The 25,636-nt window shown below is 65.3% G+C and carries 25 protein-coding genes; 18 read left to right on the plus strand and 7 right to left on the minus strand.

Going from position 1 to position 25,636, the window contains the following annotated elements; translation table 11 throughout:
* Positions 1-6 precede the first annotated feature (6 nt).
* Positions 7-1,488: a benzaldehyde dehydrogenase gene (locus MMB74_RS06300; protein ID WP_277427760.1), complete on the minus strand. Its 1,482-nt coding sequence runs from the start codon at positions 1,486-1,488 to the stop codon at positions 7-9.
* A 372-nt stretch (positions 1,489-1,860) separates the two neighbouring features.
* Between MMB74_RS06300 and MMB74_RS06305 the strand changes: the two genes are divergently transcribed.
* The 11 genes from MMB74_RS06305 (at position 1,861) to MMB74_RS06355 (ending at position 12,834) form a co-directional block, all read left to right on the plus strand.
* Positions 1,861-2,907 (plus strand): aromatic ring-hydroxylating dioxygenase subunit alpha, encoded by a 1,047-nt coding sequence (locus MMB74_RS06305; protein WP_277427761.1) that lies wholly within the window; start codon positions 1,861-1,863, stop codon positions 2,905-2,907.
* Positions 2,908-2,915: 8 nt separating this feature from the next.
* Complete coding sequence (locus MMB74_RS06310) at positions 2,916-3,860, plus strand: PDR/VanB family oxidoreductase (protein ID WP_277427762.1); 945 nt, start codon at positions 2,916-2,918, stop codon at positions 3,858-3,860.
* A gap of 45 nt (positions 3,861-3,905) precedes the next feature.
* Positions 3,906-4,685, plus strand: coding sequence for a GntR family transcriptional regulator (locus tag MMB74_RS06315; RefSeq protein ID WP_277427763.1), 780 nt, complete (start codon positions 3,906-3,908; stop codon positions 4,683-4,685).
* A 140-nt stretch (positions 4,686-4,825) separates the two neighbouring features.
* Positions 4,826-5,761 carry an alpha/beta hydrolase gene (locus MMB74_RS06320; protein ID WP_277427764.1) on the plus strand — a complete coding sequence of 312 codons (936 nt, stop codon included), beginning with the start codon at positions 4,826-4,828 and terminating at the stop codon, positions 5,759-5,761.
* A gap of 241 nt (positions 5,762-6,002) precedes the next feature.
* Positions 6,003-7,022, plus strand: coding sequence for a MoxR family ATPase (locus MMB74_RS06325; RefSeq protein ID WP_277427765.1), 1,020 nt, complete (start codon positions 6,003-6,005; stop codon positions 7,020-7,022).
* A 67-nt stretch (positions 7,023-7,089) separates the two neighbouring features.
* Positions 7,090-7,989, plus strand: coding sequence for an MxaS protein (locus MMB74_RS06330; RefSeq protein WP_277427766.1), 900 nt, complete (start codon positions 7,090-7,092; stop codon positions 7,987-7,989).
* Entirely contained in the window at positions 7,986-9,062 is a 1,077-nt protein-coding gene (locus tag MMB74_RS06335) for a calcium incorporation protein MxaA (RefSeq protein ID WP_277427767.1), read from the plus strand. Before MMB74_RS06330 ends, MMB74_RS06335 begins: the two co-directional genes overlap by 4 nt.
* On the plus strand, positions 9,062-10,045 hold the full coding sequence (locus tag MMB74_RS06340; protein ID WP_277428174.1) for a vWA domain-containing protein: 984 nt from the start codon (positions 9,062-9,064) through the stop codon (positions 10,043-10,045). The genes MMB74_RS06335 and MMB74_RS06340 overlap by 1 nt, the downstream gene beginning before the upstream one ends.
* Positions 10,042-10,665 (plus strand): hypothetical protein, encoded by a 624-nt coding sequence (locus MMB74_RS06345; protein ID WP_277427768.1) that lies wholly within the window; start codon positions 10,042-10,044, stop codon positions 10,663-10,665. Before MMB74_RS06340 ends, MMB74_RS06345 begins: the two co-directional genes overlap by 4 nt.
* A complete protein-coding gene (locus MMB74_RS06350) occupies positions 10,662-11,663 on the plus strand; it encodes an MxaL protein (RefSeq protein WP_277427769.1) in 1,002 nt (333 codons plus the stop codon). The genes MMB74_RS06345 and MMB74_RS06350 overlap by 4 nt, the downstream gene beginning before the upstream one ends.
* Positions 11,664-11,751: 88 nt before the next feature.
* Entirely contained in the window at positions 11,752-12,834 is a 1,083-nt protein-coding gene (locus MMB74_RS06355) for a beta-propeller fold lactonase family protein (protein ID WP_277427770.1), read from the plus strand.
* A 36-nt stretch (positions 12,835-12,870) separates the two neighbouring features.
* Here MMB74_RS06355 and pqqE read toward each other — a convergent pair whose 3' ends face one another.
* From pqqE to MMB74_RS06380, 5 genes are all read right to left on the minus strand, one after another.
* The gene (pqqE, locus tag MMB74_RS06360; RefSeq protein ID WP_277427771.1) at positions 12,871-14,115 is read right to left on the minus strand and encodes a pyrroloquinoline quinone biosynthesis protein PqqE; all 1,245 of its coding nucleotides are present in this window, start codon (positions 14,113-14,115) and stop codon (positions 12,871-12,873) included.
* 4 nt (positions 14,116-14,119) lie between these two features.
* Positions 14,120-14,368, minus strand: coding sequence for a pyrroloquinoline quinone biosynthesis peptide chaperone PqqD (gene pqqD / locus MMB74_RS06365; protein WP_277428175.1), 249 nt, complete (start codon positions 14,366-14,368; stop codon positions 14,120-14,122).
* Between the two features lie 38 nt (positions 14,369-14,406).
* Positions 14,407-15,147: a pyrroloquinoline-quinone synthase PqqC gene (gene pqqC, locus MMB74_RS06370; RefSeq protein ID WP_277427772.1), complete on the minus strand. Its 741-nt coding sequence runs from the start codon at positions 15,145-15,147 to the stop codon at positions 14,407-14,409.
* Between the two features lie 75 nt (positions 15,148-15,222).
* Positions 15,223-16,152, minus strand: a complete 930-nt coding sequence (pqqB, locus tag MMB74_RS06375) for a pyrroloquinoline quinone biosynthesis protein PqqB (protein WP_277427773.1) — start codon at positions 16,150-16,152, stop codon at positions 15,223-15,225.
* Positions 16,153-16,165: 13 nt separating this feature from the next.
* Positions 16,166-16,783 carry a cytochrome b gene (locus tag MMB74_RS06380; protein WP_277427774.1) on the minus strand — a complete coding sequence of 206 codons (618 nt, stop codon included), beginning with the start codon at positions 16,781-16,783 and terminating at the stop codon, positions 16,166-16,168.
* A 499-nt stretch (positions 16,784-17,282) separates the two neighbouring features.
* Between MMB74_RS06380 and MMB74_RS06385 the strand changes: the two genes are divergently transcribed.
* A complete protein-coding gene (locus tag MMB74_RS06385; protein ID WP_277427775.1) occupies positions 17,283-17,906 on the plus strand; it encodes an aspartate kinase in 624 nt (207 codons plus the stop codon).
* Positions 17,907-17,991: 85 nt separating this feature from the next.
* Here MMB74_RS06385 and pqqA read toward each other — a convergent pair whose 3' ends face one another.
* Entirely contained in the window at positions 17,992-18,066 is a 75-nt protein-coding gene (pqqA, locus tag MMB74_RS06390; RefSeq protein ID WP_008354335.1) for a pyrroloquinoline quinone precursor peptide PqqA, read from the minus strand.
* A 422-nt stretch (positions 18,067-18,488) separates the two neighbouring features.
* Here pqqA and MMB74_RS06395 point away from each other — a divergent pair, with 422 nt between their 5' ends.
* Genes MMB74_RS06395 through tkt form a run of 6 tightly spaced genes read left to right on the plus strand, consistent with a single transcriptional unit; the run spans position 18,489 to position 25,614 of the window.
* On the plus strand, positions 18,489-19,970 hold the full coding sequence (locus MMB74_RS06395; RefSeq protein ID WP_277427776.1) for a ribulose-bisphosphate carboxylase large subunit: 1,482 nt from the start codon (positions 18,489-18,491) through the stop codon (positions 19,968-19,970).
* A gap of 30 nt (positions 19,971-20,000) precedes the next feature.
* On the plus strand, positions 20,001-20,432 hold the full coding sequence (locus MMB74_RS06400; protein ID WP_277427777.1) for a ribulose bisphosphate carboxylase small subunit: 432 nt from the start codon (positions 20,001-20,003) through the stop codon (positions 20,430-20,432).
* A 35-nt stretch (positions 20,433-20,467) separates the two neighbouring features.
* Positions 20,468-21,445: a CbbX protein gene (cbbX, locus tag MMB74_RS06405; RefSeq protein WP_277428176.1), complete on the plus strand. Its 978-nt coding sequence runs from the start codon at positions 20,468-20,470 to the stop codon at positions 21,443-21,445.
* A gap of 19 nt (positions 21,446-21,464) precedes the next feature.
* A complete protein-coding gene (locus MMB74_RS06410; RefSeq protein ID WP_277428177.1) occupies positions 21,465-22,550 on the plus strand; it encodes a class 1 fructose-bisphosphatase in 1,086 nt (361 codons plus the stop codon).
* A 55-nt stretch (positions 22,551-22,605) separates the two neighbouring features.
* Positions 22,606-23,493: a phosphoribulokinase gene (locus MMB74_RS06415; RefSeq protein ID WP_277427778.1), complete on the plus strand. Its 888-nt coding sequence runs from the start codon at positions 22,606-22,608 to the stop codon at positions 23,491-23,493.
* 42 nt (positions 23,494-23,535) lie between these two features.
* Positions 23,536-25,614, plus strand: coding sequence for a transketolase (gene tkt / locus MMB74_RS06420; RefSeq protein ID WP_277427779.1), 2,079 nt, complete (start codon positions 23,536-23,538; stop codon positions 25,612-25,614).
* Positions 25,615-25,636: the final 22 nt, after the last annotated feature.

Below are 25,636 nucleotides of genomic sequence, written 5' to 3' on the forward strand. Positions count from 1 at the left end.
GGCCGCTCAGAACGGCGTGCGCTCGGCCGCGCCCTTCACCGTCACCCATTGCCATTGCGTGTATTCCTCGATGTCGGCCGGGCCGCCCATGCTGCCGCCGTTGCCGGAATCGCCGCGCCCGCCGAACGGGTTGACGCACTCGTCGGCGACGGTTTGGCCGTTGATGTGCAGCAGGCCTGATTTGAGCCGATCGCCGATGGCGCTCGCGCGGGCCAGCGAGGTGCCGATCACCGCGCACGAGAGGCCATACTCGGTGCGATTGGCCAATTCGACGGCTTCGTCGTCGCTGTCGAACGGCGTGACGACGGCGACGGGACCGAAGATTTCTTCGTCGAAGGCGCGCATCCCGGGCCGCACATTCGAGAGCACGGTCGGGCGATAGAAGAGGCGCTCATGCGTGCCGCCCGCCTCGAGCACCGCGCCCGCGCCGATCGACGCTTGTACGATGGCGTCGACATTGCTCAGCTGCCGCGCATTGATGAGCGGACCGATCGCCACCGTGCCGCTTGCCGGATCGCCGACGGGCAGCGTGTTGGCCTTGTCGACGAGACGCTTCGTCAGTTCGGCGACGATGCTGCGATGCGCGAGAATGCGGCCCGTCGCCATGCAGATCTGCCCTTGGTGGAAGAAGGCGCCGAATGCGGCGTTGCTTGCGGCTACGTCCAGATCGGCATCGTCGAGCACGATCAGCGTGTTCTTGCCGCCGAGTTCCAGCGAGACTTTCTTGAGCAAGCGACCCGCAAGCTCGCCCACTTTACGGCCCGCGGCGGTGGAACCCGTGAACGCGATCATCCGTACCTCGGGCGCTTCGACGACGGCCGCGCCCGCGTCCGCATCGCCAGGGACGACCTGCAATACGCCGGGGGGAAGCCCTGCCTCTTCGAAGGCTCGTGCAATCAGAAAGCCGCCGCTGATGGGCGTTTGCGGATCGGGCTTGAGCACCACCGCATTGCCCATCGCCAGCGCCGGCGCGACCGAACGCATGGACAGGATCAACGGGAAATTGAACGGCGAGATCACGCCCACCACGCCGTGCGGCACACGCCGCGCATAGCTCGTGCGGCCGGCGGGGCTCGGCAGCACGAGGCCTTGCGGCGCCAGCGGCAAGCCCGATGCGATATGCAGCTGCGTGGCGGCTTCGGCCACTTCGAGTTGCGCCTTGGCGGGAATGCCGCCCGTCTCGCGGGCAATGTAGCGCGCGGCCTCTTCGAGGTTGCGTTCGAGGGCCGCCGCGGCGCGGCGCATGATCGCCGCCCGGTCGCGCGGGGGCAGCGCCGCCCATGCCGGCTGCGCAGCGGCAGCCGCTTGCGCCGCACGCTTGACGTCGGCCGCGCGTGCGAGGCCGATGTTGGCGAGCCGCTCGCCCGTTGCGGGTTCGATGACTTCGCGCGTCTCGCTGGCCTGATACCAACTGCCCTCGGCACCGCCGAACAGGCGGCCGGTCCATTTGTCGTGATCGATGAGCGCGGTGCTGACGTTCTCTGCCATGGCTGATGTCTCCTTGTTTGGAATGGGGCGTCGTTGATGCCGTGCGCGCAGTCGGTGCTCGAGCTTGCGCACTACGAGAAAGTTATAGCATATAACTAAAATTGGAACTACCTATTTCACCTAAGGGCCGGTGCAGGCTGTGCTTTAGCAGCGCGTCACGTAGTCGTTTACCCCAGCACGCGGGCCAAACACTGGTGGTCTCGGTTGTGTTGTATACAATTCGATGTCATCGAACGACTCTGTTTAAGAGCGATTCTCGCTACCGTTCGACGTTTATCCGTATTTATGGGTAAAAACGTAGGTTACGGTGCCTTCTTGTCTGCCTGAAAGGCCACTCATTTTTGAAGATTGTATACATAGGAGATGCTTCGAATGTTTTTGACGAACGCTTGGTACGTTGCCTGCATGCCGGACGAGATCTCCGGAAAACCCCTAGGCCGGCGCATCTGCAACGAGCGCATGGTCTTTTTTCGCGGCGCCGATGGCGTTGTCGCCGCATTGGAAGATTTTTGTCCGCATCGAGGTGCACCGCTGTCGCTGGGCTTCGTGCGCGACGGCCGGCTCGTATGCGGCTATCACGGCCTCACCGTGGACGCGCACGGCAAGTGCGCATCGATGCCGTGTCAGCGCGTAGGCGGCTTTCCGGCGACACGCAGCTTTCCGGTGGTCGAGCGTCACGGTTTCATCTGGGTCTGGCCCGGCGACCCGGCGCAGGCCGATCCCGCGAAAATCCACCCGCTCGAATGGGCCGATAGCCCCGAATGGGCGTACGGCGGCGGGCTCTACCATATCGAGTGCGACTATCGGCTGATGATCGACAACCTGATGGACCTGACGCACGAAACATACGTCCACGCATCGAGCATCGGGCAAGCCGAGATCGAGGAGTCGGCGCCGCAAACCAAAGTCGAGGGCGATACGGTCGTGACGAGCCGCTTCATGGAGAACATTGTGCCGCCGCCGTTCTGGGCCGCAGCGCTGCGCGGCAATGGGCTAGCGGATGACGTGCCCTGCGATCGCTGGCAGATCTGCCGGTTCACACCGCCGAGCCACGTGCTGATCGAGGTGGGCGTGGCGCATGCGGGGCACGGCGGCTATCACGCCGATGCCCGGCACAAAGTGTCGAGCATCGTCGTCGATTTCATTACCCCGGAGACGGACACGTCGATTTGGTATTTCTGGGGGATGGCGCGCAATTTCCGTCCCGGCGACGCCGAGCTCACGCGAACGATTCGCGAAGGCCAAGGCAAGATCTTCAGCGAGGATCTCGAGATGCTGCAAGCGCAGCAACGCAACCTGCTCGCCTATCCGCGGCGCAGTCTGCTCAAGCTGAACATCGATGCCGGCGGCGTGCAATCGCGCCGTGTGATCGAGCGTTTGCTGGCCGCGCAGCAGCCGGCCGTCACCGCCGTTTCGTGAGGTCTGCCGTGAAAGTCAAAATCGCGCGCAAGTTTGCCGTGGCGACCGATATTTGCGCCTTCGAACTCGCGCATCCCGACGGGGCGCCGTTACCGGCGTTTTCCGCGGGAGCGCATATCGACGTGCGCCTGCACGACGGCCTCGTTCGTCAGTATTCGCTCTGCAACGCTCCGCACGAATCGCATCGCTACGTGATCGCGGTGCTCCTCGACGCGAACTCGCGCGGCGGCTCGGTCGCGATGCATGCGCTCGAAGAGGGCGGCTCGCTCGAGATCGGCGAACCGAAGAATCATTTTCAGCTGCATGCGGGGGCGCGTCATTCGCTGCTGTTGGCGGGCGGCATCGGTGTGACGCCCATCGCGTCGATGGCGGAAGCGCTCGATCGCGCGGGTGCGTCGTTCGAAATGCACTATTGCACCCGCAGCGTCGAGCGCACCGCGTTTCGCGGTCGCTTTGCAGAGCCGCGTTTCGCGGGGCGCGTTCATCTATACTTCGACGACGCACGCAACGGCCCTGGCATACGGCTCGACGCCGTCCTCGCTCGGCCGCGGCCGGATACGCATCTTTACGTTTGCGGCCCGGCAGGGTTCATCGCCGCGGTGATGGATGGGGCGAAGGCCGCGGGCTGGCATGAGGCGAACGTGCACCGTGAATTTTTCGCTGCGGCGCCCGCTCGGGAAGAAAGCGGCGCATTTCAAGTGAAACTCTCGAGCACGGGGCGCATCGTCGATGTGCAAGCGGACATGACGGTGATCGCCGCGCTCGCGAAGGCGGGCGTGGAGGTGGCGACTTCATGCGAGCAGGGGGTGTGCGGCACCTGCTTGACCCGTGTGCTGTCGGGCGAGCCCGATCACAGAGACGTGTATTTGACCGACGAGGAAAAGGCCGCGAACGATCAGTTCTTGCCGTGCTGCTCGCGGTCGAAATCGCCCTTGCTGGTGCTCGATCTCTAGGCGATGCGGCGTTGCGCGGTCTATTGGACAACATCGAGGGTGTGAATGGAGCAATGGGACGGAACGCCGGGCGATGCCGTAGCTTCGGCGGGGGCATCGCAGGCGGTCAAGGCGCAGTTGGGGTTGCGCGAACTCATACTGGCAGGCGAGCTCGCGCCCGGCGCCCGCATCACCGAGCTGTGGGCGGTGGATCGGCTCGGAATGTCGCGCACGCCCGTGCGCGCCGCGCTGATGCGCTTGCAGGACGAGGGCTTGCTCGATGCCGTGCCGTCGGGCGGCTACGCGGTGCGCTCGTTCAGCCGTGCCGAGATCTACGATGCCATCGAGTTGCGCGGCACGCTCGAAGGGTTGGCGGCGCGCCTGGCTGCGGAGCGGGGCGTCGAGGCCTCGCTGATGGCTTCGCTGCGCACCTGCGTCGACGAGATCGATGTGCTGTTGGCCGCTTCGAAATTCGGCGAAGCAAAGTTTTCGCGCTATGTGGAGTTGAACGAGCGGTTCCATCGCCTACTGGCATCGGCTTGCAACAGCAGCGTGATCGAGCGGCAACTCGCCAAAGCGCTTGCGCTGCCCTTCGCGTCGCCGAGCGGGTTCGTCAAAGTGCAGGCCGCGGCGCCCGATGCCTATCAGGTGCTCGTCGTAGCGCAAGCGCAGCATCGAGCAGTGGTGGACGCGATCGAGCGCCGCGAGGGCGCGCGCGCGGAAGCGTTGATGCGCGAGCATGCGCGCATCGCACATCGCAACCTCGAAAACGCTTTGCGCAATCAATCGGCTCTGTCGCGCCTATTCGGCGGAAATCTCATCCAGCGGGGCGCGACGAGAGTTTGATGAGGCCACCCGGCCCGAAGTCGGTATTTCCCCCGATGCGATAATGCAGCGACTCCAATAAAGTTATAAAACATAACGATATGTGCGTATATCGTTTATGGGAAACCGCTGACCTTATCGACTTCTCCCTCAGGGCGACCATGCCACTCGACAAAACGCTTCAGGACTTCCTCGATCAAGCGCGCGCATCAGGTGCGCCGGATCTCGCCGATTTACCCGTGCCTGCGGCCCGCGATCTTTATCGTCATATTCTGGCCGCCGCGGATGTTCCGCCTGCCGACGTCCGCGTGGAGGATAGAGAAATAGACGGTCCCGACGGCACGTTGGCGCTGCGCCTGTATCGTCCGCGACACGAATCGCCGCAAGGCATTGTGGTCTATTTCCACGGTGGAGGATTTGTGCTCGGCGATCTCGACGGATACGACAGCGTGTGCCGGCAACTGTGCGAAGACAGCGGGGCGTTGCTCGTCTCGGTCGACTATCGATTGGCGCCGGAACACGTCTTCCCCGCCGCCATCGACGACGCGTGGGCCGCGTTGGAATGGGTCGCGCGCCATGCCGAGGCGCTCTTGCCGGACGGTGCGCGCATTGCCGTGGCCGGCGACAGCGCGGGGGCGCTGTTGGCGGCGCTCATGTGCATCTGGGCGCGAGACCGTCGCGGCCCCGCGATCGCGTTTCAGGCGCTGGTCTATCCGCCGGCCGGCGCGGGCCGGCATGGCGAGTTTGCTTCTCGGACGGTGCATGCCGCAGGGCCGACGTTGACGGCGCGAACGATCGACTACTTCAATCGACTGTATTTCGGGAGCGAGATACCGCCCGAGGATATCCGCGCGGCGCCCTTGCTTGCGACCGATCTGGCGGGGTTGCCGGCTGCGCTGGTGCAAGTGGCGGCCTACGATCCGCTGCGGGACGAGGCACTCGCGTTCGGCGAGCGCCTGCTCGAGGCGGGCAACGACGCGATGATCGTCGAATATCACGGGCTGGCGCACGGCTACATCAGCATGGGCGGGATGCTGCAGGCGGCCCGTCTCGCTCAGCGGCAGATCGCGCAGGCGCTGCGCACGGCGTTGCGATAGCGCGCCTGTCTCGTCGCAGGCATTCGCCCTCGTGACAGACTGTCCTCTTTCGATGTGACAGACCCGCCCGTCGTCATGGGGCTCCTTGCCGATCGGCCGCGCGCGCATGTCTGGCGCGGGTTCGGCAAAACGGCACGGCCACTCGGCATGAACCCTGCTTCGAGCAGAGTTGGCCCGGACGCGACGATCTTGCCCGTCCGGCGAAGACGACGCGCAGGCGACGGCCAGGGAGAGGCGATCGATGGCACTGGGCGAGCAGTTGCAGGACTGGCGCAGCGATGCGCTGCGACTCGAGGACGAAGTGGGCAAGATCGTGATCGGCCAGCAACCCACGATCCGGCTCATCAACATCGCGCTGTTCGCGCGCGGCCATGTGCTCTTGGAAGGTGGCGTGGGCGTCGGCAAGACCACCGTGCTGAGAGCCTTCGCGCGCGCCGTGGGCGGCGACTTCGAGCGCGTGGAGGGCACCATCGACCTGATGCCCGGCGATCTCGTTTATCACACCTATGTCGATGCGCAGGGCAAGCCGCGCATCGATCCTGGGCCGCTGTTGCGCCGCGGCGAGCGGCTGACCACGTTCTTCTTCAACGAAATCAACCGCGCGCGGCCGCAGGTGCAGTCGCTGCTGTTGCGCGCGATGGCCGAACGTTCGGTGTTCGCCTTCGACCGCGAATACCGCTTTCCGCACATGATCGTCTTCGCAGACCGCAACAAGGTCGAGAAGGAGGAAACGTTCGAACTGGCCTCGGCCGCGCGCGACCGGTTCCTATTCGAGCTCAATATGCCGACGCCTGAAGATCGCGCCGTACGTCGCGCGCTCGTATTCGACACGGCCTATCACGATGTCGACGCGCTCGTCGAGCAAGTGCGCCCGGGCGTGATCGCCTGGGAGCAGTTGAACACGATCGGTGCGGCAATTCAGCAGGGCGTGCACGCAAGCGAGGCCATCGAGCGCTATGTGCTCGACATTTGGCAGGCGAGCGAATCGCCGCAACGGTTCGGCATCGCGCTCGATGGCGTGGACATGGAGCGGCTCGTGCTGGCCGGTGCGAGCCCGCGCGGCATGAGCGCGCTGTTGCGCGCGGCACGCGTGAGTGCCTGGCTCGCGGGGCGCGCGCATCTCGTGCCGGAGGATATCCATGCGGTGCTGCCCGCCGCGCTCGGCCATCGTGTGTTCTTCACGCCGGTTCATGAACTGCACCGGCAAGCGTTGGCTGCCGCGCTCGTCGATCAGATCGTGGCGCGGCTCGCCGTGCCTTGACTGCCATGACTGCCGTTGTGACCGGAAGCGGTCCTTGGGCCGAGATTCCAACCGAGTGTGGAGTGCGATGAACGAGGCGCGCGAGTTCCACTATCGGCTGCCGGGACGCGCCGGCGGTTTTCGTCCCGGCTCGCATGCGGGTACGAGCTTCGGCGCGGGTCAGCAGTTCGCGCTGCACGCGCGTCTCGTCGACCATCCCGACCCGCGCCGCGTCGATCTTCGCGCGAGCTTGCAATCGGTGCGCGGCGAATGGCTCGTGCGGCTGCATCTGCAACGCGTGGCGGTGCCGGTGCATGTGGTGGTCGATGTGTCGGCTTCGATGTGCTTCGGTAAACGGCGCTCGAAGCTCGAGATCGTTGCCGATTTCGTGGAGGTGCTCGGCTACAGTGCATTCCGTTCGGGAGACCGGGCGGGAATGACCGCGTTCGACGCTCGAGCGCGCGAAGACCTCTTCGTTTCACCGCGTCACGGCCGAGGCAGCGGGGACATGATGGCGGCGATGCTGCGGGCCGAGGCGGCCCAGAGCCGTACTCGCAGCGCGAACGCCACCGGCAGCGGCCAGGTAGACGCGAGCGGCACGAATGGGCTTGCCCGTGCGGTCGAGATTCTGGCCGGCAAGCAGGCGCTGGTTTTCATCGTATCGGACTTTCATTGGCCGCTCGATGGCCTCCCGGCCGCGCTCGATACGCTCGCGCATGCGAGCGTCGTGCCGATCGTCGTGTGGGACGCGGCCGAGCTTGCACCGCCGTCGCGTGGATCGCTGCTAGCGGTCCATGATGCGGAGACGGGTGAGGGGCGCACGATCTGGCTCTCTTCGCGTGTGCGGCGGCAATGGGAAGAGGCCGTGAGCCTGCGGCGCAGGACGCTAACCGCGCTGTTCGGCGCGCGCGGCCTGCGGCCGTTCGAGATCGCAGGCGCGTTCGATGCCGACGCGCTTTCGCGCTACTTCATCGAGGGAGCCGCATGATGAGCCCGCGCTGTCGCATGCCGACGCAGCGCTCACCGAAGCTGCCACGCTCCGGGACGGTTGCGCTCACGCTCACGCTGGCCCAGGCACTTGCGGGTGCGGGCACGCTCACCGTCTCGTTTCCCGCTCGCGCAACCGCCTACGCGGCGAGCATCGATCCTCCGCGCGGCTTCGGTCACACGATCGGCGACGTCGTCACCGAGCGAGTGCTGCTTGCCGCGGCGGGCCGTGAAGTCCGCAACGTCGAGCCGCCCTCGAGCGGCCGCATCGATCTTTGGCTCGAGCGCCGTCCCGCGCGGGTGGAGACCGATCGCGAGGGGCGCCGCTGGCTCGTCCTGGACTATCAGATCGTCAACGCCCCGCGCTCGCTCACGCAAATCGCGCTGCCCGCGCTAAGCTTGCGCACCCGTGGCGGCGATCTTCTGCAACTCGGGGCATGGCCGATTACGGTCGGGCCGATCATCTCCGATGCGGTCGCCGCGCCGGTCGACATCGACTCCGCCGGAGCCGGGGTGGCGCAGATCGTTGCAGCGGGGCAGGGGCGTGAGCCGACGGCTCTCTCCAGTGCTTCGCCGGCCATGCAGCCGGATCGAGGGGCCTCGCCGATTCCGCTCTCGCCGATCGTGTGGCGAATCGGCTATGCGCTGGCATGTCTTCTTTCGACGCTTGCCTGCTGGCTGGCATGGTGGATATGGCGAAATCATCGTGACGCCGCACAACTGCCGTTCGCGCGAGGCTGGCGGCGGATGCGCTCGCTCTGCGCGTCAAGAGCGCCTGCCGATGCTGATGCCGATGCCGCGTGGCACATCGTCCATCGCGCGTTGAATGAAACCGCGGGCCAGGTGATCAACATGCACTCGCTCTCGCGGCTCTTTGCGCATGCGCCATGGTTGCTGCCGATGCAGCCTGAGCTCGAATCGTTCTATGAGCGCTCCGACGCACGCTTTTTCGCGGTGTCGAGCGAGCCGGGCGGCCGGCCGTCCGCCGAGTCGGCGTCGCGGCCGAGCGCGGACGCCGCTCTCGTTGCACTGCTGCGCGCGCTCTTTCGCGCCGAACGGCGGCGTCACCGATGATGGACGCCACGCTCGATTTCACCGCACCCTGGGCGCTCCTGCTGCTGCCGCTCGCGCTATGGCCGCTTTTGCCGCGGCGCGACGACACGCTGGCGTTCTCGTGGGCGGGCTGGCTGCCCGAAGATCGTATCGGTCGTGCATTGGGCATCATGGTGCGGGCGTGCGCTGCGCTCTCGCTTGCGTCCATCGTCGTGGGCTTGGCCGGCCCGGGCCTCACCGGCCTCGCCGTGCATCGCACGGGGCGCGGCGCCCAGATGCTGATCTTGATGGACCGCAGCGGCAGCATGACGGACGTCATGGCGAGCCGTGGCGTCAACAGTTCGGGCGAGTCCAAGAATAGCGTCGCGCGCTCGGCGCTCGTCGAATTCGTCCGCGCGCGGCCGAATGATCGCTTCGCGTTCATGATGTTCGGCATCAGCCCGGTACTGGCCATGCCGTTCACCTACGATCACGCCATCATCGCGGACGCCATAGACGGCACGCGAATCGGCCGGGGCATGCCGGATACGCAGCTTGGCCGCGGGCTCCTTGCCGCCATTGCGCAATTCGACGCCCGCCCGTTCACGGGGCATCGCGCAATCGTGATGGTGTCCGATGGCGGTGCGCTTCTCACCTCGGAAGAAAGCCATGCGATCGCCGATGGGCTTGCGCGAAATCGCATCGCGCTTTACTTCGTATTCTTGCGCAGCAGCGTGTACACGCCCGCCCTCGATGTCGCCGTGCGCCGTGGAGACGCATCGCCTGAAGCGCGGCTGCATCGCTTCTTCCTTTCGCTGCGCACACCGTATCGCCTGTTCGAGGCCGGCGACGCGAACGGCATGGCCGCCGCGATGCGGACCATCGGCGAGCAACAGAACTACCCGGTCGCGTTCGTCGAGCGATTGCCTCGACAGGATCGCAGCGCATGGTGCTTTGCCGTGGCCATCGCTTGTTGCGCGATGCTCATCGTCGCGCGCGCAATCGGCGTTGGGGGCTGGCAATGAAACGGGCGACGGTCCATGCCGCCTTCGCTGCCGTGGCGCTTTTGAGTGCGGGCGCAACGGCTTACGAGACCATTCGGTTTGCTCGTGCCCAGCGCATGGACCGCGAACTGGCGACGATTGCCGCGGATGCGCTCGCCCGCCGAGCAAGGGCGAGCATCGAGCCGGCGGCTGCCGATTCGAGCCATGCAGATTGGTCGCGCGCCGTGGCGCGCTTTGCCGATGGGGCTGGGGACGAGCCTCGGCAGATCGTGCTCGCGCGGGCCGTTGCACTCGCGGCCGAGGGCAACTTCCCCGCAGCCGCCCGGCGCTATGAATCGCTACTCGAAGCCGGCCCAGTCGACGAAATCGGCCGTGCTGCCTTGTTCGATCTCGGTAATGCCTATCTGCGTCAAGGCGCGGGGACGGCGGCCGATGCGCCGCGGTCACTGCCCATGCTCGAGCAAGCCAAAGCGCACTATCGCGCCCTGTTGCGTTCTGTCCCCGACGATTGGGACGCACGCTACAACCTCGAGCGCGCGCTACGGCTCGCGCCGGAAGGCGCGGCCGAGCTCGATGCGGCAAGCGCGGCGACGAAACATCACGTGACCCTGCGCGGTGCGAGGAGCGACGATCTGCCGTGAAACTACCCGCACTCGCCCGTATCCGCATGCTCTTGCAGCGACGTCATTGGGCCGTATGCGCCGCGTTTGCGCTGCTCGCCGTCGCGCTCGTATCGCCCAGCGTGCAATGGCCGCGCACGACGTTCTCGTACATGGTCACGTTCGACATCACCCAAAGCATGGACACCGAGGATCTCACCGTCTCCGGTGCGCCAATGAGCCGGCTCGCCTACGCCAAAGCGGCGATGCGCGAGACATTGGCGCAACTGCCGTGCGGCTCGCGCATCGGGTGGAGCATCTTTGCCGGGCAAAGCACGCTGCCGCTGATGCCGCCGCTCGAGGTCTGCGCCAATTTCGACGCGCTTCTGGCTTCGCTCGACGGCATCGACGGCCGCATGCGCTGGGCCAATTGGAGCCGTATCGCGGAGGGCGGGGTGTATTCGGCCATCCGGGTTGCGCGCGATCTCGGTCACGGTACCGCCGTCGTGTTCATCACCGACGGTCAGGAGGCGCCGCCGATCCTGCCTGGAAATGGGCCGGCCGTGAAAATCGCACTGCCCGGCATCGGCGGCTGGCTGATCGGCGTGGGCGGCGACGCACCCGCGCCGATTCCGAAGACCGACGAGCGCGGCAATCGTATCGGCTACTGGCTAGCCTCCGAGGTCGTGCAGATTCCGCCTGCTGTGCGCGGCCCTGGCGCCGGCGCGAGTCACGAGGAACGCTCCGAATTGCGAGGCCGGTATCTTGCCGACGTTGCCGGCCGGATCGGCTTCGGGTACCGAAGACTGTCTAGCCCCGTTGCGCTCGCGGCGGCGCTGCGCGATGCGCGCTGGGCACGTCATGAGCGCGCGCCTGAGAGCGTGCGGTGGATCGCGGCGCTCGCTGCGCTCGTGCTACTCGTTTGGCGCTATGCACGCCTGCGCGATCTGCGAGCGGCGGCCGCGAGCGCGTCGCGAGCGATGCGGCGGTGGATCCTTGAATCGTGGGTTGTCTCCGATCGCCGCGGTGAGCGATCCTGACAGCAGCAAGGCTGCGACCGCGACCCGGCGGATATGAACCTGAAACGAAATCCCAACGAACACGCAACGAAACCCAACGGAGAACGACATGCTGGAGACTCGACCCATCGCCACGCACATCCTGCGGCCCCTCATTGCCGCCGCGGCAGCATGGTTTGCGGCAGGCTCGCTTCAAGCCGCGCCGCTCGCCTACGTCACGAGCGAGAAGGCCGGCATTGGCGTGATCGGCCTAGACACGATGACGCTCGAGAAGACGTTTTCGATCGGCGCTGCGGGGCCGCGCGGGCTCAGTCTCAACGACGACGGCACGCGTCTCGTCGTCGCCGATAAAACCACGGGCGAACTGGTGGCGGTCGATACGTCAACGGGCCGCGTCGCGGAGCGGGTGAAGATCGGCAAAAACCCCGAATACGTGCGCGTGCGCGGCGGCTATGCGTACGTGACCTACGAGCCGGGCGATTCGGGCAAGCCCGCCGGCAAAGCCGCCGGTACGTCGCCCGACAAGCCGGGCGCCGAAGACGACGACGCGAACAAGCCGCCGGCCGAGATCGCAATCGTCGATCTGAAGACCTGGAAAATCGTGCATTCCGTGGTGAGCGGCCATGAAACGGAGGGCGTGGAGTTCTCTCGCGACGGCAAGCAAATGCTCGTCACGAACGAGGGGGACGACACCGTGTCCGTGTACGACGCGCGAAGCGGCAAGCCGATCGCCACCGTGAAGGTGCCGGCCGGCGGGCGGCCCCGTGGCATCAGGCGTTCCCCGGACGGCACGCAATACGTCGTGACGCTCGAATCGCTGAGCAAGATGATCGTGCTCGACGCGGGCGACTTTCACATCGTGAAGTCCGTCGATACGAAGCTCGGCCCTTACGGCGTCGCATTCGGGCCGGACGGAAAGCGGTTGTTCGTGGCCGCCGCACGCGACCAGACTTTGCAAGTGTTCGACGCGAAAACGTTGGAGCCCATCGCTCAAGTGCCGGTTGGCAAGCGCTGCTGGCACTTCAGCTTTACGCCCGATGGTTCGAAGCTGTTGCTGGCGTGCGGACGCTCGGATGCCGTGTTCGTCATCGATGCGGGCGATTACCATGTCGTCAAGCAAATCGGCGATCTGCCGCTCGCATGGGGCATCGTCACCTATCCGCCAAGCGACGGTTCGATCGAATCGCGCTGAGTCAGGTTAGCGCACGGCGCGCTCGGGCACCGCGCGTCAAGGCGATCGCGGCCCGGCGGTAGAGGCAGAGACGGAGGTCGTGCCTTCGCCCCGGTCGTGGCCGGTCGCCGCGAAAGCGCGGGAATTTGCATCGTTGCGAAAAAGAATGGGGCGTTCCGTGGCCTCGGCTGTGCTTTGCCGCGCTCGTGCGTCTTCGACGAATCGCACGATGCGCGCGTGATCGGGCGATTTGCTGCAGACCGGGTCCGCATTGGCCGCGTCGCCCGTCAACAGGTACGCTTGGCAGCGGCAACCGCCGAGGTCTTTGGTCTTCTCCTCGCAACTGCGGCACGGCTCGTTCATCCAGTCGAACCCGCGAAAGCGATTGAATGCGGCGCTCTCGTACCAGATCTCGCGCAGCGCGGTCTCGGTCACGTTCGGGAACGTGAGGCCGGGCAGGCTGCGCGCCGCGTGACAGGGCAGGGCCGTGCCGTCGGGCGCCACGCCGAGAAACACCGACCCCCAACCGTTCATGCAGCGCTTGGGCCGCTCTTCGAAGTAGTCGGGGACGACGAAGAAAATGCGGCACTTGTCGCCGTGCGCTTTACGGTAAGCCTCGACGACGGCTTCGGCTTGTTCGAGCTGTTCGCGCGTCGGCAGCAATTGCGCGCGGTTGGCCAACGCCCAGCCGTAGTACTGCGTGTTGGCGAGTTCGAGGTACTCGGCGCCCATTGCAAGCGCCATGTCGATGATCTTATCGACATGCGGCAGGTTGTAGCGATGCAACACGCAATTGATCACCATCGGAAAGCCGTGCGCCTTGATCGACGCCGCAACGCGGCGCTTCAAATCGAACGTTCTCGTGCTGCTGAGGAAGTCGTTCAGTTCCTGAGTGGAGTCCTGAAACGAGAGCTGAATGTGATCGAGACCGGCCGCTTTGAGTTCATCCAGGCGCCCGTCGGTCAAGCCGACGCCCGACGTGATCAGATTCGTATAGAAGCCGAGCGCTCGTGCTTCCTTCACGAGCGCCGTGAGATCGTCGCGCAGCAGTGGTTCGCCGCCCGACAGGCCGAGCTGCGCCGCGCCGAGCGCGCGCGCTTCGCGAAGGACCGTGATCCACTGATCCGTATCGAGTTCTTGCCGATTGGCGGCGTAGTCCACGGGGTTGTAGCAGAACGCGCAATGAAGCGGGCAGCGGTAGGTGAGCTCGGCGAGCAACCAAAGCGGTGGCGTCACTTCGTGCGTTGCTTGCTCGGATGATGCCGCAGCGGCAAAGGCTTCGTGTGCCGAAATCTCGCTCATTGCGCTACTCCAGCCAGCCGCGCGATCGCGCTTGAGCAACGAACGTGCGCACTTCGTCGCCGATGCCGGTCGCACCGAATGCGCTTTCGAGCTCGGCGATCACGGCATCCAGCGAACGCGTGCCGTCGCAGCGCTTCAGGACTTCGGCCGCGCTCTGATTGAGCTTGACCATCCCTTCGGGATAGAGCAGCACGTGTGCGTTTTGCGCAGGCTCCCACTGCAAGCGAAAGATCGGCTTGAGCCGTGGCGGCATATCGTGTGCGCCGGCCGCGGGCGCTGGCGAGTCGGTATTCATGAGGGGAAGGCCTTGTCGATGGCGTCGAGCATCGACCATAGGATGTCGAGCTTGAACTGTAGGATCGTCAACGCGCGCTCTTGCTGATCGCGTCGCCTGAAATGGTCGAGCGTCACTTTCAAACCATGCTCGACGTCGCGCTGCGCAAGCGGAATGCGCGAGCGAAAGTAGGCAAGCCCTTCGGCATCGATCCATGGATAATGCTGTGGCCACGACGCCAAGCGATCCTTGTGGATCTGCGGCGCAAACATCTCCGTCAGGGATGAGCAGACCGCCTCTTGCCAGGGCGCGCGTCGCGCGAAATTGACGTAGGCATCGACGGCGAAGCGCACGCCCGGCGTCACGCCCTCGAGCGACCAGAGCGCGCTGCGCGTCAGTCCAACCGCCTCACCGAGGCGCGACCACGCTTCGATGCCGCCCGCGTTCTCGCCGTAGCCGTCGTGATCGAGAATGCGCATGACCCACTGGCGGCGCGTTTCCCGATCAGGGCAGTTCGACATGATCGCCGCATCCTTGATCGGGATGTTGATCTGGTAGTAGAAGCGGTTGGCGACCCAGCCGCGAATTTGCTCGGGAGAAGCGCCGCCCGAATTGAGCCGCACGTTGAACGGGTGGTGGATATGATAGCCGGCGCCTTTCGCGCGAAGCGCGGCCTCGAACGCTTCGCGCGTCAATGCCGGTTGGGCCGGGTCGGGCTGGCGCACCGGCGCGGTGCCGAAGCAGTCGTCGATCGTCATCGAGTCTCGTCTCCTCTGAACTGTCTCGGGTTGCGCCTGCGGTCACGCCGGATTCGTGCACGCGCCGGCATGCAGTCATAGCTCGAATGCCATGCCGTCCTCGGCGACCTCGATCCCGTGCTCGGTCAATATGCGTCGTTCGGTTCCGTCCTCGAGCAGAATCGGATTCGTGTTGTTGATGTGGATCAGCACTTTTCGCACGCGGCTGCGCGCCGACGATTCGATCGAATCGAGCACCTCGATCATCCCGCCTTTACCGGACTGCGCCAAATGCCCCATGTCCGCCGCCGTCTTGCCGGATAGGCCGAGCGCGATCATTTCGTCGTCGGTCCACGTCGTGCCGTCGACGAGCAGCAAATCGGCGGCGCGCATCGCCGCGAGCACGTGCGGCTCGACCGTGCCGAGGCCAGGGGCATAGAACGCGCGCTTGCCCGTGTCGAGGTTCGTGATGGCGAGCCCGATGTTGTCGCCCCGCTCGGGCGCCTCTCGGTGCGGCGAGTAGGGCGGCGCCTTGCTCAGAAGCGGCACCGCTTCGATGGCGATGCGCGGTAGCGCGGCGAGCGTGAGCGGCGTGCCATCGAGCGGGATGGGGTGGTGCGTCACGCCGCAGTAATGCGAAAGCATCGGGCCGATCGGAAAGCCCGTCGTCAAATCCTGCCAGACGGCGTTCGTCGCATAGAGCGGCAAGGGTGCGCCGCGTTCGCGCAACATCAGCAGCCCCGTGACGTGATCGATCTGCGCGTCGATCACGAGCACGGCCGCAATGCCGGTGTCGCGCACGCGCCGTGCAGGCTGCAACTCGGGATGCGCGGCGATTTGCGCGAGCAGATCGGGAGAGGCGTTGACGAGCAGCCAGTCTTTCCCGTCGGCGCTGACGGCGATCGACGACTGGGTGCGCGGCCGTGCGTCGATCGTGCCTCGACGCAAGCCGTCGCAGTTGCGGCAGTTGCAGTTCCATTGCGGGAACCCGCCGCCCGCCGCTGAGCCGAGCACCTTGATCTTCATGCTGGGCGGTTCCTCATATGCGTGGCCTCTGGGCCTTGGAGTTCGCTCGCTGCGGCAGCATGGTTGCAAGCAGCGCATCGCGATCGATGAATTCGTGCTTGAGCGCCCCGGCGATATGAAGGACGACGAGCCCGATCATCGCATAAGCGAGCACGTGATGGGCGCCGAAAAAGAGGCCGCGCACAAAAGGATCATCCCGTCCCCATGCCGGCAGCGCAAAGCCCCAGAAGCGCACGCCGTATTTGTTGAACGACGATCCCAGGTACCCGCTCACTGGCAATCCAACCATCCCGACGTATAAAAAAGCCTGCGTCGTGCGCGCGGCGGCGCGTTGCCACGGTCGCATCGGCGGTAGCGGCGGCCGGTTCGCGGCCATGCGTACGGCAATGCGGATAAGCACAAGCAGGAAAACCGTTAGCCCGAGCGATTTGTGCAGATTGATCAGCGTCGCCTTGATGGGCAAACCTTTTGGCAGGCCGACCATATAGAGCCCGAGCGCGAGCAGCGCGATGATCGCGAGCGCGATCAGCCAGTGCAACACGATTAGCGAAGGCGTGAAGCGGGTGACCGTCTCCGGCGATTCGCGCCGCACCGTTTGCGCTCGCGCGTCGCGCGAGTGGGTCGTAGTCATGACTGTCTCCAATCGCCGCCTTCATGCGTCTCGTGAAAACGCGGGGCATTGCCTTCGTCGCATTGCTTACGCTCGGCCTTTGTGGCGGCCTGCGCAAGCCTGGATAGACGTGAATAGCCCCTGGAGCAAGGTCTGTGCCGACTGCGCAATTCGTATGCGTTGCGCCAAGACGCTAGCGCTCGCCGCGTTTGCGGTGCGTCTCATCGAACAGACTGTTTATCGTTCTGACGCACAGTGTCACCGGTGCGGCCTCGGCGAAGCACGTCCGGCTTGCCTTTCGCTTACGCCCACGCGGGCGGGCTCAATGGCATGGAACTTGTGTGGTTCAGCGCGACGACGTCGACCGGCGGGTCCCGGGCCCGGCCTGCGCCGCGCATGCCGGGCGCGCAGACGAGTTTGTGTTGGCGTCGAACGGCGGAACACCGGGTTGTGCGGGCATGCGGCAGAGCGGAAAGAAACGAAGCCGCGAGGACGGATCGAACCATGCGAGGACAACGGTATGTGGGTGGTGAAGATCGGGGGCGGCCTCAGTCACGAGCCGGCGCTGCGCAACTGGCTCACCGAGCTTGCCGAAGTGGGCGGGGGACGCGTGGTGATCGTTCCGGGCGGCGGCGATTTCGTGGACAAGGTGCGGCAGTATCAAGCCGAGTGGCGCTTGGGCCAACTGGCTGCGCACAACATGTGTTTGCTCGCCATGGCGCAGTATGCCGTGTTGATGCAAGACCTCGTGCCGGAACTCGTGCTTGCGTCGAGCGAGGCCAAGATTCGGCGCGCATTGCGCGACGGGCGCGTGGCCGTATGGGTGCCGACGGCGCTCATGTGCGACACGCCCGATGCGATGAGCGATTGGGATGCCACGTCGGACAGTCTCGCCGCATGGCTTTCGACGATGCTCAATGCAGAGCGGCTCACACTCGTGAAGGCGTGCGCGATCGATCCGGCTGAGCCGCTCGAATCGCATGCTCGCAGTGGGGTAGTCGACCGGCGCTTCATCGGCTACGTCAGCGACGCCAATTACGTGGTCGAGCTTTTCAGCAAGGACAACGTCGCGCTGATGCGCGATCGTCTCTTGAACGTGCCGGCCGCATGGGCCGGCGAACAGCCGGGCGGTGCGGGAGCTTGATGGCGGCGGGCCGCGCGGACCTTCGTCCGCATATCGGCTCGGTGGGCGTTGCGTTACGGGCGCCCGGCGGGCAGCCCGTTACCGCTTAACGCGTTGCGATGTACATGGTGATTTCGAAGCCGAAACGCATGTCGGTGAAGCTAGGTGTCGTCCATTGCATCGATCGTCCTCCATCCAGTCATTCGAAGAAGTCGCCGTCGGCGGCGCCGACGCCGTGCCGGTCGCCGATCGGCGTGCGAACGATGCAAGCTCCGTGCCGGGACATGCGCCACGCGCGCGCTCGAGCTGAGCGGGGCTCGCGCGAGGCGCGAACGACTGCAGCTTGCGCCTCACTGTCGCGAAATCGCAGCAAAGTGTGCCACGCGATCGCGGCGCCTCTGTGCGAGCGAGGTGCTACATGGCACCCGCAAACGGGCACTCGCACATCGCGCACTGAGCGTTCGCGATCTGCAATCGATAAGGCATCCGTTAAGTCTCGGGAATGAAATCGTGAATATTCAACGGGTATCGGCCTGCATACGATGACATCACGCGTTTCGTTTCCCATCGAGACGCACCCAGGTCAACTCCCGAGGACAGGTCATGAACGATTTCAGCAGGGCAGCCGTGCAGCCGGCCCGCACGCCGAGCGAGCGTTATGCCGCGGGCGTGCTGAAGTACCGCGAGATGGGTTATTGGCAGCCCGACTACGCGCCGAAGGACACCGACGTCATTGCGCTCTTTCGCATCACCCCGCAGCCGGGCGTGGAACCGGAGGAAGCGGCGGCCGCTGTCGCTGGCGAATCGTCTACGGCCACCTGGACCGTCGTCTGGACCGACCGGCTCACGGCCTGCGACATGTACCGCGCGAAGGCATACCGGATCGAACCGGTGCCGGGCGCGCCGGGCGCCGAGCCGCAGTATTTCGCGTACATCGCTTACGAGCTCGATCTGTTCGAGGAAGGGTCGGTCGCGAACCTGACGGCGTCGATCATCGGCAACGTATTCGGCTTCAAGCCGTTGAAAGCGCTGCGTCTGGAGGACATGCGCATACCCGTTGCTTACCTGAAGACGTTCCAAGGGCCGCCCACGGGCATCGTCGTCGAGCGCGAGCGGCTCGACAAGTACGGCCGCCCGCTGCTTGGCGCGACGGTGAAGCCCAAGCTCGGTCTCTCGGGCAAGAACTATGGGCGTGTCGTCTACGAAGGACTGAAGGGCGGGCTCGATTTTCTGAAGGATGACGAGAACATCAACTCGCAACCGTTCATGCATTGGCGCGATCGCTTTCTGTTTGCGATGGAGGCAGTGAACCGCGCCCAGGCGGAGACGGGCGAGGTGAAAGGGCACTACCTGAACGTGACCGCGGGCACGATCGAAGACATGTATGAGCGCGCCGAATTCGCGAAGGAGCTCGGTTCGTGCATTGTCATGATCGATCTCGTGATCGGATGGACCGCCATTCAGTCGATGTCGCGCTGGGCCAGGCGCAACGACATGATTCTTCACCTGCACCGCGCGGGGCACGGCACCTACACGCGGCAACGCAATCACGGCATCTCGTTTCGCGTCATCGCGAAGTGGGTGCGCATGGCCGGCGTCGATCACGTTCACGCGGGCACTGCCGTCGGCAAGCTCGAAGGCGATCCGCTATCGGTGCAGGGCTATTACAGCGTGTGTCGCGAATCGCACAATGCGGCCGACCTCTCGCGCGGGCTTTTCTTCGAACAGCCATGGGCCGGCCTGCGCAAGGTGATGCCGGTGGCCTCGGGCGGTATCCATGCGGGGCAGATGCACCAGCTCGTCGATCTCTTCGGAGACGACGCGATTCTGCAGTTCGGCGGCGGCACGATCGGTCATCCGGGCGGTATTCAGGCCGGCGCCATCGCCAATCGCGTCGCGCTGGAGGCGATGATCAAGGCCCGCAACGAAGGGCGCGACATCGCGAACGAAGGGCCGCAGATTCTCGAGGCGGCGTCGCGCTTTTGCACGCCGCTCAAGCAGGCGCTCGACGTATGGAAGGACGTGACCTTCAACTATGCATCGACCGATACGCCCGATTTCGCGGTCACGCCGAGCGTCGCCTGACGCGCACCGAACCCACACGAGGTCATTGCCATGCGAATCACACAAGGGACGTTTTCGTTCTTGCCCGATCTGACCGACGAGGAGATTGCCGCCCAGATCGACTATGCACTGGGTCGAGGCTGGGCCTGCTCGGTGGAATTCACCGACGACCCGCACCCGCGCAACACCTATTGGGAGATGTGGGGGCTGCCCATGTTCGATCTGCGCGACGCCGCCGGCGTCATGCAGGAAGTGCGCGCTTGCCGCACCACGTACCCGAACCTGTACATCAAGGTCAACGCGTTCGATTCCGTGCGTGGCTTCGAGACGATGCGCCTGTCGTTCATCGTCAATCGCCCCGCTGTGGAACCGGGTTTCCGATTGACTAGAACCGAGGGCCGCGGCCGCATGCAGCACTACTCGATCACGAGTTACGCAACGAATGCCCCCGCAGGCGAGCGCTACGCGGACAAAGACCGATGAGCACGACCCAGAGTCCCCACCAACGGGAGGATGCGATGGCGGCAGCCGTTTGCGCGAGCAGCGTCGATCTTGCGGGGCTGTACCGCGATTCGGGCATCGCCGAGGTGCTGGACGACCTCGATCGCGATCTCGTGGGCCTCGTGCCGGTGAAGACGCGCATTCGCGAGATCGCGGCCTTGCTGATCGTCGAGCGGGCGCGCAGGCAATTGGGCCTTGCCAGCGGCGCGCCGACGCTGCACATGTGCTTCTCGGGCAACCCGGGCACAGGCAAGACGACGGTCGCGCTGCGCATGGCCGAAGTGCTGCACCGGCTCGGCTACATCCGCCGCAATCATCTCGTGACCGTCACGCGCGACGATCTCGTGGGCCAGTACATCGGCCACACGGCGCCAAAGACGCGCGACGTGCTCAAGCGCGCCATGGGCGGCGTGCTTTTCGTCGACGAGGCCTACTACCTTTACCGCCCCGAGAACGAACGCGATTACGGCCAGGAAGCTATCGAAATCCTGCTGCAGACGATGGAAAACCAGCGTGACGACCTGGTCGTGATTCTTGCCGGCTACGCCGCTCGTATGGACATCTTCTTTCAAAGCAACCCCGGCTTGCGCTCGCGCATCGCCCATCACATCGAATTCCCCGACTATGAGGCGTCCGAATTGATCGCGATTGCCGAGCGCATGCTCGAGACGATGCACTACCGATTCGACGACGCGGCGCGCGATGCGTTTGCCGAATACATCGCGCGGCGCAAGGCTCAACCGAACTTCGCCAACGCGCGCTCGGTGCGCAACGCGCTCGATCGCGCGCGGCTCAGACAGGCTCGGCGCGTATTCGCGGCATCGCTGGCGAGCGGCGCGCCGGTCTCCAGCGAGATCCTGATGGAGCTGGCCGCCGACGATATTCGCGCGAGCCGAGTGTTTGCGGCGCAGGGGGAAGATGCTGACGAGCCGTCGCATGCCGCTGCGCAGCGAGCCGCGCATGCCGGCGCGCCGCCGCTCGGACACCGGATTTGAACTGCAGCAGGAGAGCGCGATGCAAGACGGACGTACGACCCTTTCGAAGTTCCTGATCGACACGCTTGATCGCCAGCCGTCTCCGGTGGCAGCGACCGGCCTGTCGGCCTTGTTGATCGACGTGGCGGCGGCGATCAAGACGATTTCGTCCACGCTCACGCGCGGCGCGCTCGGCGGCAACTACGGCTGTGCGCACTCGATCAATTCGCACGGCGAGGAGCAGCAGAAGCTCGATGTGGCCACCAACGAGATCTTCGTCCAGCATTGCGAGTGGGATGGTCTGCTCGCCGCGATGGTCTCCGAGGAAATGGAGACTGTCTATGCGATCCCATCCAACTATCCGCGCGGCGAGTATCTGCTCGCGTTCGATCCGCTCGACGGCTCGTCGAACATCGACATCAATGGGATCGTCGGCTCGATCTTTTCGGTCTTGCGTGCGACAGACGGCGCGCGCGACGAGACCGGTTTTCTGCGCCCTGGCCGCGAGCAGGTCGCGGCCGGCTATGCCGTCTACGGACCGTCGACGATGTTGGTCCTCTCTGTCGGCAACGGCACGCATGGCTTCACGCTCGAGCGCGACGTCGGAAACTTCGTGCTTACGCATTCGGACATTCGCATCCCCGCGGAGACGAGCGAGTTCGCCATCAATGCGTCGAACGAGCGCTTCTGGGAGGCGCCCGTCAGGCGCTATGTCCAGGAGTGCAAGGACGGCCGCACGGGCTGCCGGGGGCGCGATTTCAACATGCGCTGGATTGCGTCGATGGTCGCGGAGGTGCATCGCATCTTGATGCGAGGCGGTGTGTTCATGTACCCGCGCGACTTCAAGACGCCATCGATGCCGGGCCGGCTACGGCTGCTTTACGAAGCCAATCCGATGAGCTTTCTGATCGAGCAGGCGGGCGGCGCGGCAACGACGGGACGCGAGCGCATTCTCGATGTCGTGCCGCGCGCGCTGCACGAGCGCGTGCCCGTGATTCTCGGTTCGCGCATCGAAGTGGAGCGTATCGCCCGCTATCACGGCGAGTTCGATCGCGGCGAGGACAAGCCGTTCACGTCGCCGCTGTTTCATCCGCGTTCGTTGTTCTTGCCGGAGACCCCTGCCTGACCGTGCCACTCGCCGAGCGGCGCCGATTCCAACGATTACACCGGAGACTGAACGTATGTCCGTCAAGCATCCGATCATCGCCGTGACCGGCTCGAGCGGCGCCGGCACGACGACCGTCATGAAGAGCTTCACGCATATCTTTCGACGAGAGGGCATCAACGCGCAGATCGTCGAAGGCGATGCATTCCACCGATACGATCGCGCGGGCATGCGCGCGGCGATGCAAGAGCATGAGCGCGATGGAAAACGCGACTTCAGCCACTTTGGGCCGGGGGCCAATTTGCTGCGGGAGCTTGAGGAGCTGTTCGCGAGCTACGGGCGCGAAGGCAGCGGGCGCTACCGGCACTACGTCCACGACGAAGCCGAGGCTGTGCAATTCGGGCAGGAAGCCGGGACCTTCACCGCTTGGGAGGAGATCGCCGCGGGCACGGACTTGCTCTTCTATGAAGGGTTGCATGGGGCTGCCGTGGTCGCGGACGTGGAGGACGTGCAGATCGACATTGCGCGCCACGCCGACCTGCTCGTTGGCGTGGTGCCGATCATCAATCTCGAATGGATCCAGAAGCTGCATCGGGACCAGACGCTGCGCGGCTACTCGCACGAGGCAGTGGTCGATACGATCCTGCGCCGGATGCCCGACTATGTGAATCACATCTGCCCTCAGTTCTCTCGCACGCACGTGAATTTTCAGCGCGTGCCGACCGTCGACACCTCGAATCCGTTCATCGCCCGCGAGATTCCGCAGCCGGACGAGAGCTTCGTCGTGATTCGCTTCGCGCGGCCACGGGGCATCGACTTTCAATACCTGCTCACGATGCTGCACGACTCCTTTATGTCGAGGCCGAACGTGATCGTCGTGCCCGGCGGGAAGATGGGACTGGCGATGCAATTGATCTTCACGCCGATGATTCTTCAATTGATGGATCGGCGCGCACGCGCATGAACGTGCGATGCGCCCGAATGCGACCCAAGGAGAGACGCCCCGATGAATGCCGCAGCCGAACGTTTGCCTTCGTCAGATACCGCCCTCATGGCCAATGCCCTGCGCATGCTCGCGGTCGATGCCGTGCAGGCGGCCAATTCTGGCCACCCGGGGATGCCGCTCGGGATGGCAGAAATCGCCGTCGCGCTGTGGGACCGTCACTTGCGGCACAACCCGCGCAATCCTCAGTGGGCCGACCGTGACCGCTTCGTGCTTTCGAACGGCCACGGCTCGATGTTGCTCTACGCCGTGCTGCATCTGAGCGGCTATGCATTGCCGCTCGACGAACTCGAGCGCTTTCGGCAACTACACAGCTTGACGCCCGGTCATCCCGAAGCGGGCGTGACGCCCGGCGTTGAAACGACGACGGGGCCGCTGGGGCAGGGGCTCGCCAACGCGGTCGGCATGGCGCTAGCCGAGGCGCTGCTCGCGAGGGAGTTCAATCGCCCTGGCCACCGGATCGTCGATCACTACACGTATGCGTTCGTCGGCGACGGGTGTCTCATGGAGGGCATCTCGCACGAAGCGTGCTCGCTCGCGGGCACGCTTGGGCTCGCCAAGCTGATCGTGTTGTACGACGACAACGGCATCTCCATCGACGGTCACGTGCAACGGTGGTTCGCCGACGATACGCCCTCGCGCTTCGAGGCCTACGGGTGGAACGTCGTTCGCGACGTGGACGGTCACGACGTGGATGCCGTCGATCGCGCGATTGCCAGCGCTCGCGAGGCGAGCCGGCCGACGCTGATCTGCTGCAAGACCGTGATCGGCCGCGGCGCGCCCACGAAAGCAGGCACGCACGACGTGCATGGCGCGCCTTTGGGGGCGGCCGAAATCGCGGCGATGCGCCTCGCGCTGAACTGGCCGCACGCACCGTTCGTCGTGCCGCAGCCGGTCTATGCGCTCTGGGACGCGAGCGTTCGGGGTGCGCAGGACGAGGCGCAGTGGACGCAGCGCTTCGCGGCTTATCGCGAGCGCTATCCGCGCGAGGCCGGCGAGTTCGAGCGGCGTATGTCGGGGGCGTTGCCGTCGACGTGGCCGGACGCCGCGCGCATGCTCGTGCAGACGGCGCACGAGGCAGGGCAATCGATGGCGACGCGCAAGGCCTCGCAAAACGCGATCTGCGCCTTGGCGGCGGCGCTGCCCGAACTGCTCGGCGGCTCCGCCGACCTGACGGGATCGAACCTCACGGACTGGCCGGCTTGCGTCGACGTCCAGGGCGGCGAGCACGGCCCGACGGGAGGCAACTATCTGCACTTCGGCGTGCGCGAGTTCGGCATGAGCGCGGTGATTAACGGCGTCGCGTTGCATCGCGGCTATCTGCCGTTCGGCGGGACGTTCCTGACGTTCTCCGACTACGCGCGCAATGCACTGCGGATGGCCGCGCTGATGAAGACACGCGCGATCTTCGTGTTCACGCACGACTCGATCGGACTCGGCGAAGATGGGCCGACGCATCAGTCGATCGAACATGCCGCAAGCTTGCGTCTGGTCCCTGGGCTAGATGTCTGGCGGCCTTGCGATACGGTCGAAACGGCTCAGGCCTGGGTTAGCGCGGTGCAGCGCGAGGGGCCGTCGTGCCTGCTGCTCTCGCGTCAATCCGTGCCGTTTTGCGCGCGAAGCCAAGCGCAAGTCGACGCGATTGCGTGCGGGGGCTATGTCTTGCGCGACTGGGCGCCGGACGACGCGTCCGGTGGCCTCGTATGCAACGGCGAGGCCGAGCGCGCCCCGCGTCGCGTCGTGCTGATCGGGACGGGCTCCGAAGTCGCGCTCGCGCTCGCGGCGGTTGCGCCGTTGGCGGAAAAGGGAATCGCCGCGCGCGTCGTATCGATGCCGGCGACGACCGTGTTCGATCTTCAGCCGCCTGCATATCGCGACACGGTGCTGCCCGCAGGCGTGCCGCGCGTCGCCGTCGAAGCCGGTGTGACGGCGCCGTGGCGGCAGTATGTCGGACTCGAAGGGGAGGTGGTCGGCGTCGACCGCTTCGGCGAGTCGGCGCCTGCTTCAGCGGTCTATGCCCACTTCAACCTGACGCACGAGGCCGTGGTCGATGCGGCCCTTCGCGCCATATCGCGAGCGTGATGGCTTGGCGCAGTCCGGCGCG

Origin of the sequence: Trinickia sp. Y13, from assembly GCF_029522115.1 — a bacterium.
In the GTDB taxonomy this organism is placed as follows: Bacteria; Pseudomonadota; Gammaproteobacteria; order Burkholderiales; family Burkholderiaceae; genus Trinickia.

Coding starts and splice junctions, on each gene's coding strand:
- MMB74_RS06300 (WP_277427760.1), bottom strand. CDS start 1,488: ATGGCAGAGAACGTCAGCACCGCGCTCATCGATCACGACAAATGGACC.
- MMB74_RS06305 (WP_277427761.1), top strand. CDS start 1,861: ATGTTTTTGACGAACGCTTGGTACGTTGCCTGCATGCCGGACGAGATC.
- MMB74_RS06315 (WP_277427763.1), top strand. CDS start 3,906: ATGGAGCAATGGGACGGAACGCCGGGCGATGCCGTAGCTTCGGCGGGG.
- MMB74_RS06320 (WP_277427764.1), top strand. CDS start 4,826: ATGCCACTCGACAAAACGCTTCAGGACTTCCTCGATCAAGCGCGCGCA.
- MMB74_RS06325 (WP_277427765.1), top strand. CDS start 6,003: ATGGCACTGGGCGAGCAGTTGCAGGACTGGCGCAGCGATGCGCTGCGA.
- MMB74_RS06330 (WP_277427766.1), top strand. CDS start 7,090: ATGAACGAGGCGCGCGAGTTCCACTATCGGCTGCCGGGACGCGCCGGC.
- MMB74_RS06335 (WP_277427767.1), top strand. CDS start 7,986: ATGATGAGCCCGCGCTGTCGCATGCCGACGCAGCGCTCACCGAAGCTG.
- MMB74_RS06340 (WP_277428174.1), top strand. CDS start 9,062: ATGGACGCCACGCTCGATTTCACCGCACCCTGGGCGCTCCTGCTGCTG.
- MMB74_RS06345 (WP_277427768.1), top strand. CDS start 10,042: ATGAAACGGGCGACGGTCCATGCCGCCTTCGCTGCCGTGGCGCTTTTG.
- MMB74_RS06355 (WP_277427770.1), top strand. CDS start 11,752: ATGCTGGAGACTCGACCCATCGCCACGCACATCCTGCGGCCCCTCATT.
- pqqE (WP_277427771.1), bottom strand. CDS start 14,115: ATGAGCGAGATTTCGGCACACGAAGCCTTTGCCGCTGCGGCATCATCC.
- pqqD (WP_277428175.1), bottom strand. CDS start 14,368: ATGCCGCCACGGCTCAAGCCGATCTTTCGCTTGCAGTGGGAGCCTGCG.
- pqqC (WP_277427772.1), bottom strand. CDS start 15,147: ATGACGATCGACGACTGCTTCGGCACCGCGCCGGTGCGCCAGCCCGAC.
- pqqB (WP_277427773.1), bottom strand. CDS start 16,152: ATGAAGATCAAGGTGCTCGGCTCAGCGGCGGGCGGCGGGTTCCCGCAA.
- MMB74_RS06380 (WP_277427774.1), bottom strand. CDS start 16,783: ATGACTACGACCCACTCGCGCGACGCGCGAGCGCAAACGGTGCGGCGC.
- MMB74_RS06385 (WP_277427775.1), top strand. CDS start 17,283: ATGTGGGTGGTGAAGATCGGGGGCGGCCTCAGTCACGAGCCGGCGCTG.
- MMB74_RS06395 (WP_277427776.1), top strand. CDS start 18,489: ATGAACGATTTCAGCAGGGCAGCCGTGCAGCCGGCCCGCACGCCGAGC.
- MMB74_RS06400 (WP_277427777.1), top strand. CDS start 20,001: ATGCGAATCACACAAGGGACGTTTTCGTTCTTGCCCGATCTGACCGAC.
- cbbX (WP_277428176.1), top strand. CDS start 20,468: ATGGCGGCAGCCGTTTGCGCGAGCAGCGTCGATCTTGCGGGGCTGTAC.
- MMB74_RS06410 (WP_277428177.1), top strand. CDS start 21,465: ATGCAAGACGGACGTACGACCCTTTCGAAGTTCCTGATCGACACGCTT.
- MMB74_RS06415 (WP_277427778.1), top strand. CDS start 22,606: ATGTCCGTCAAGCATCCGATCATCGCCGTGACCGGCTCGAGCGGCGCC.
- tkt (WP_277427779.1), top strand. CDS start 23,536: ATGAATGCCGCAGCCGAACGTTTGCCTTCGTCAGATACCGCCCTCATG.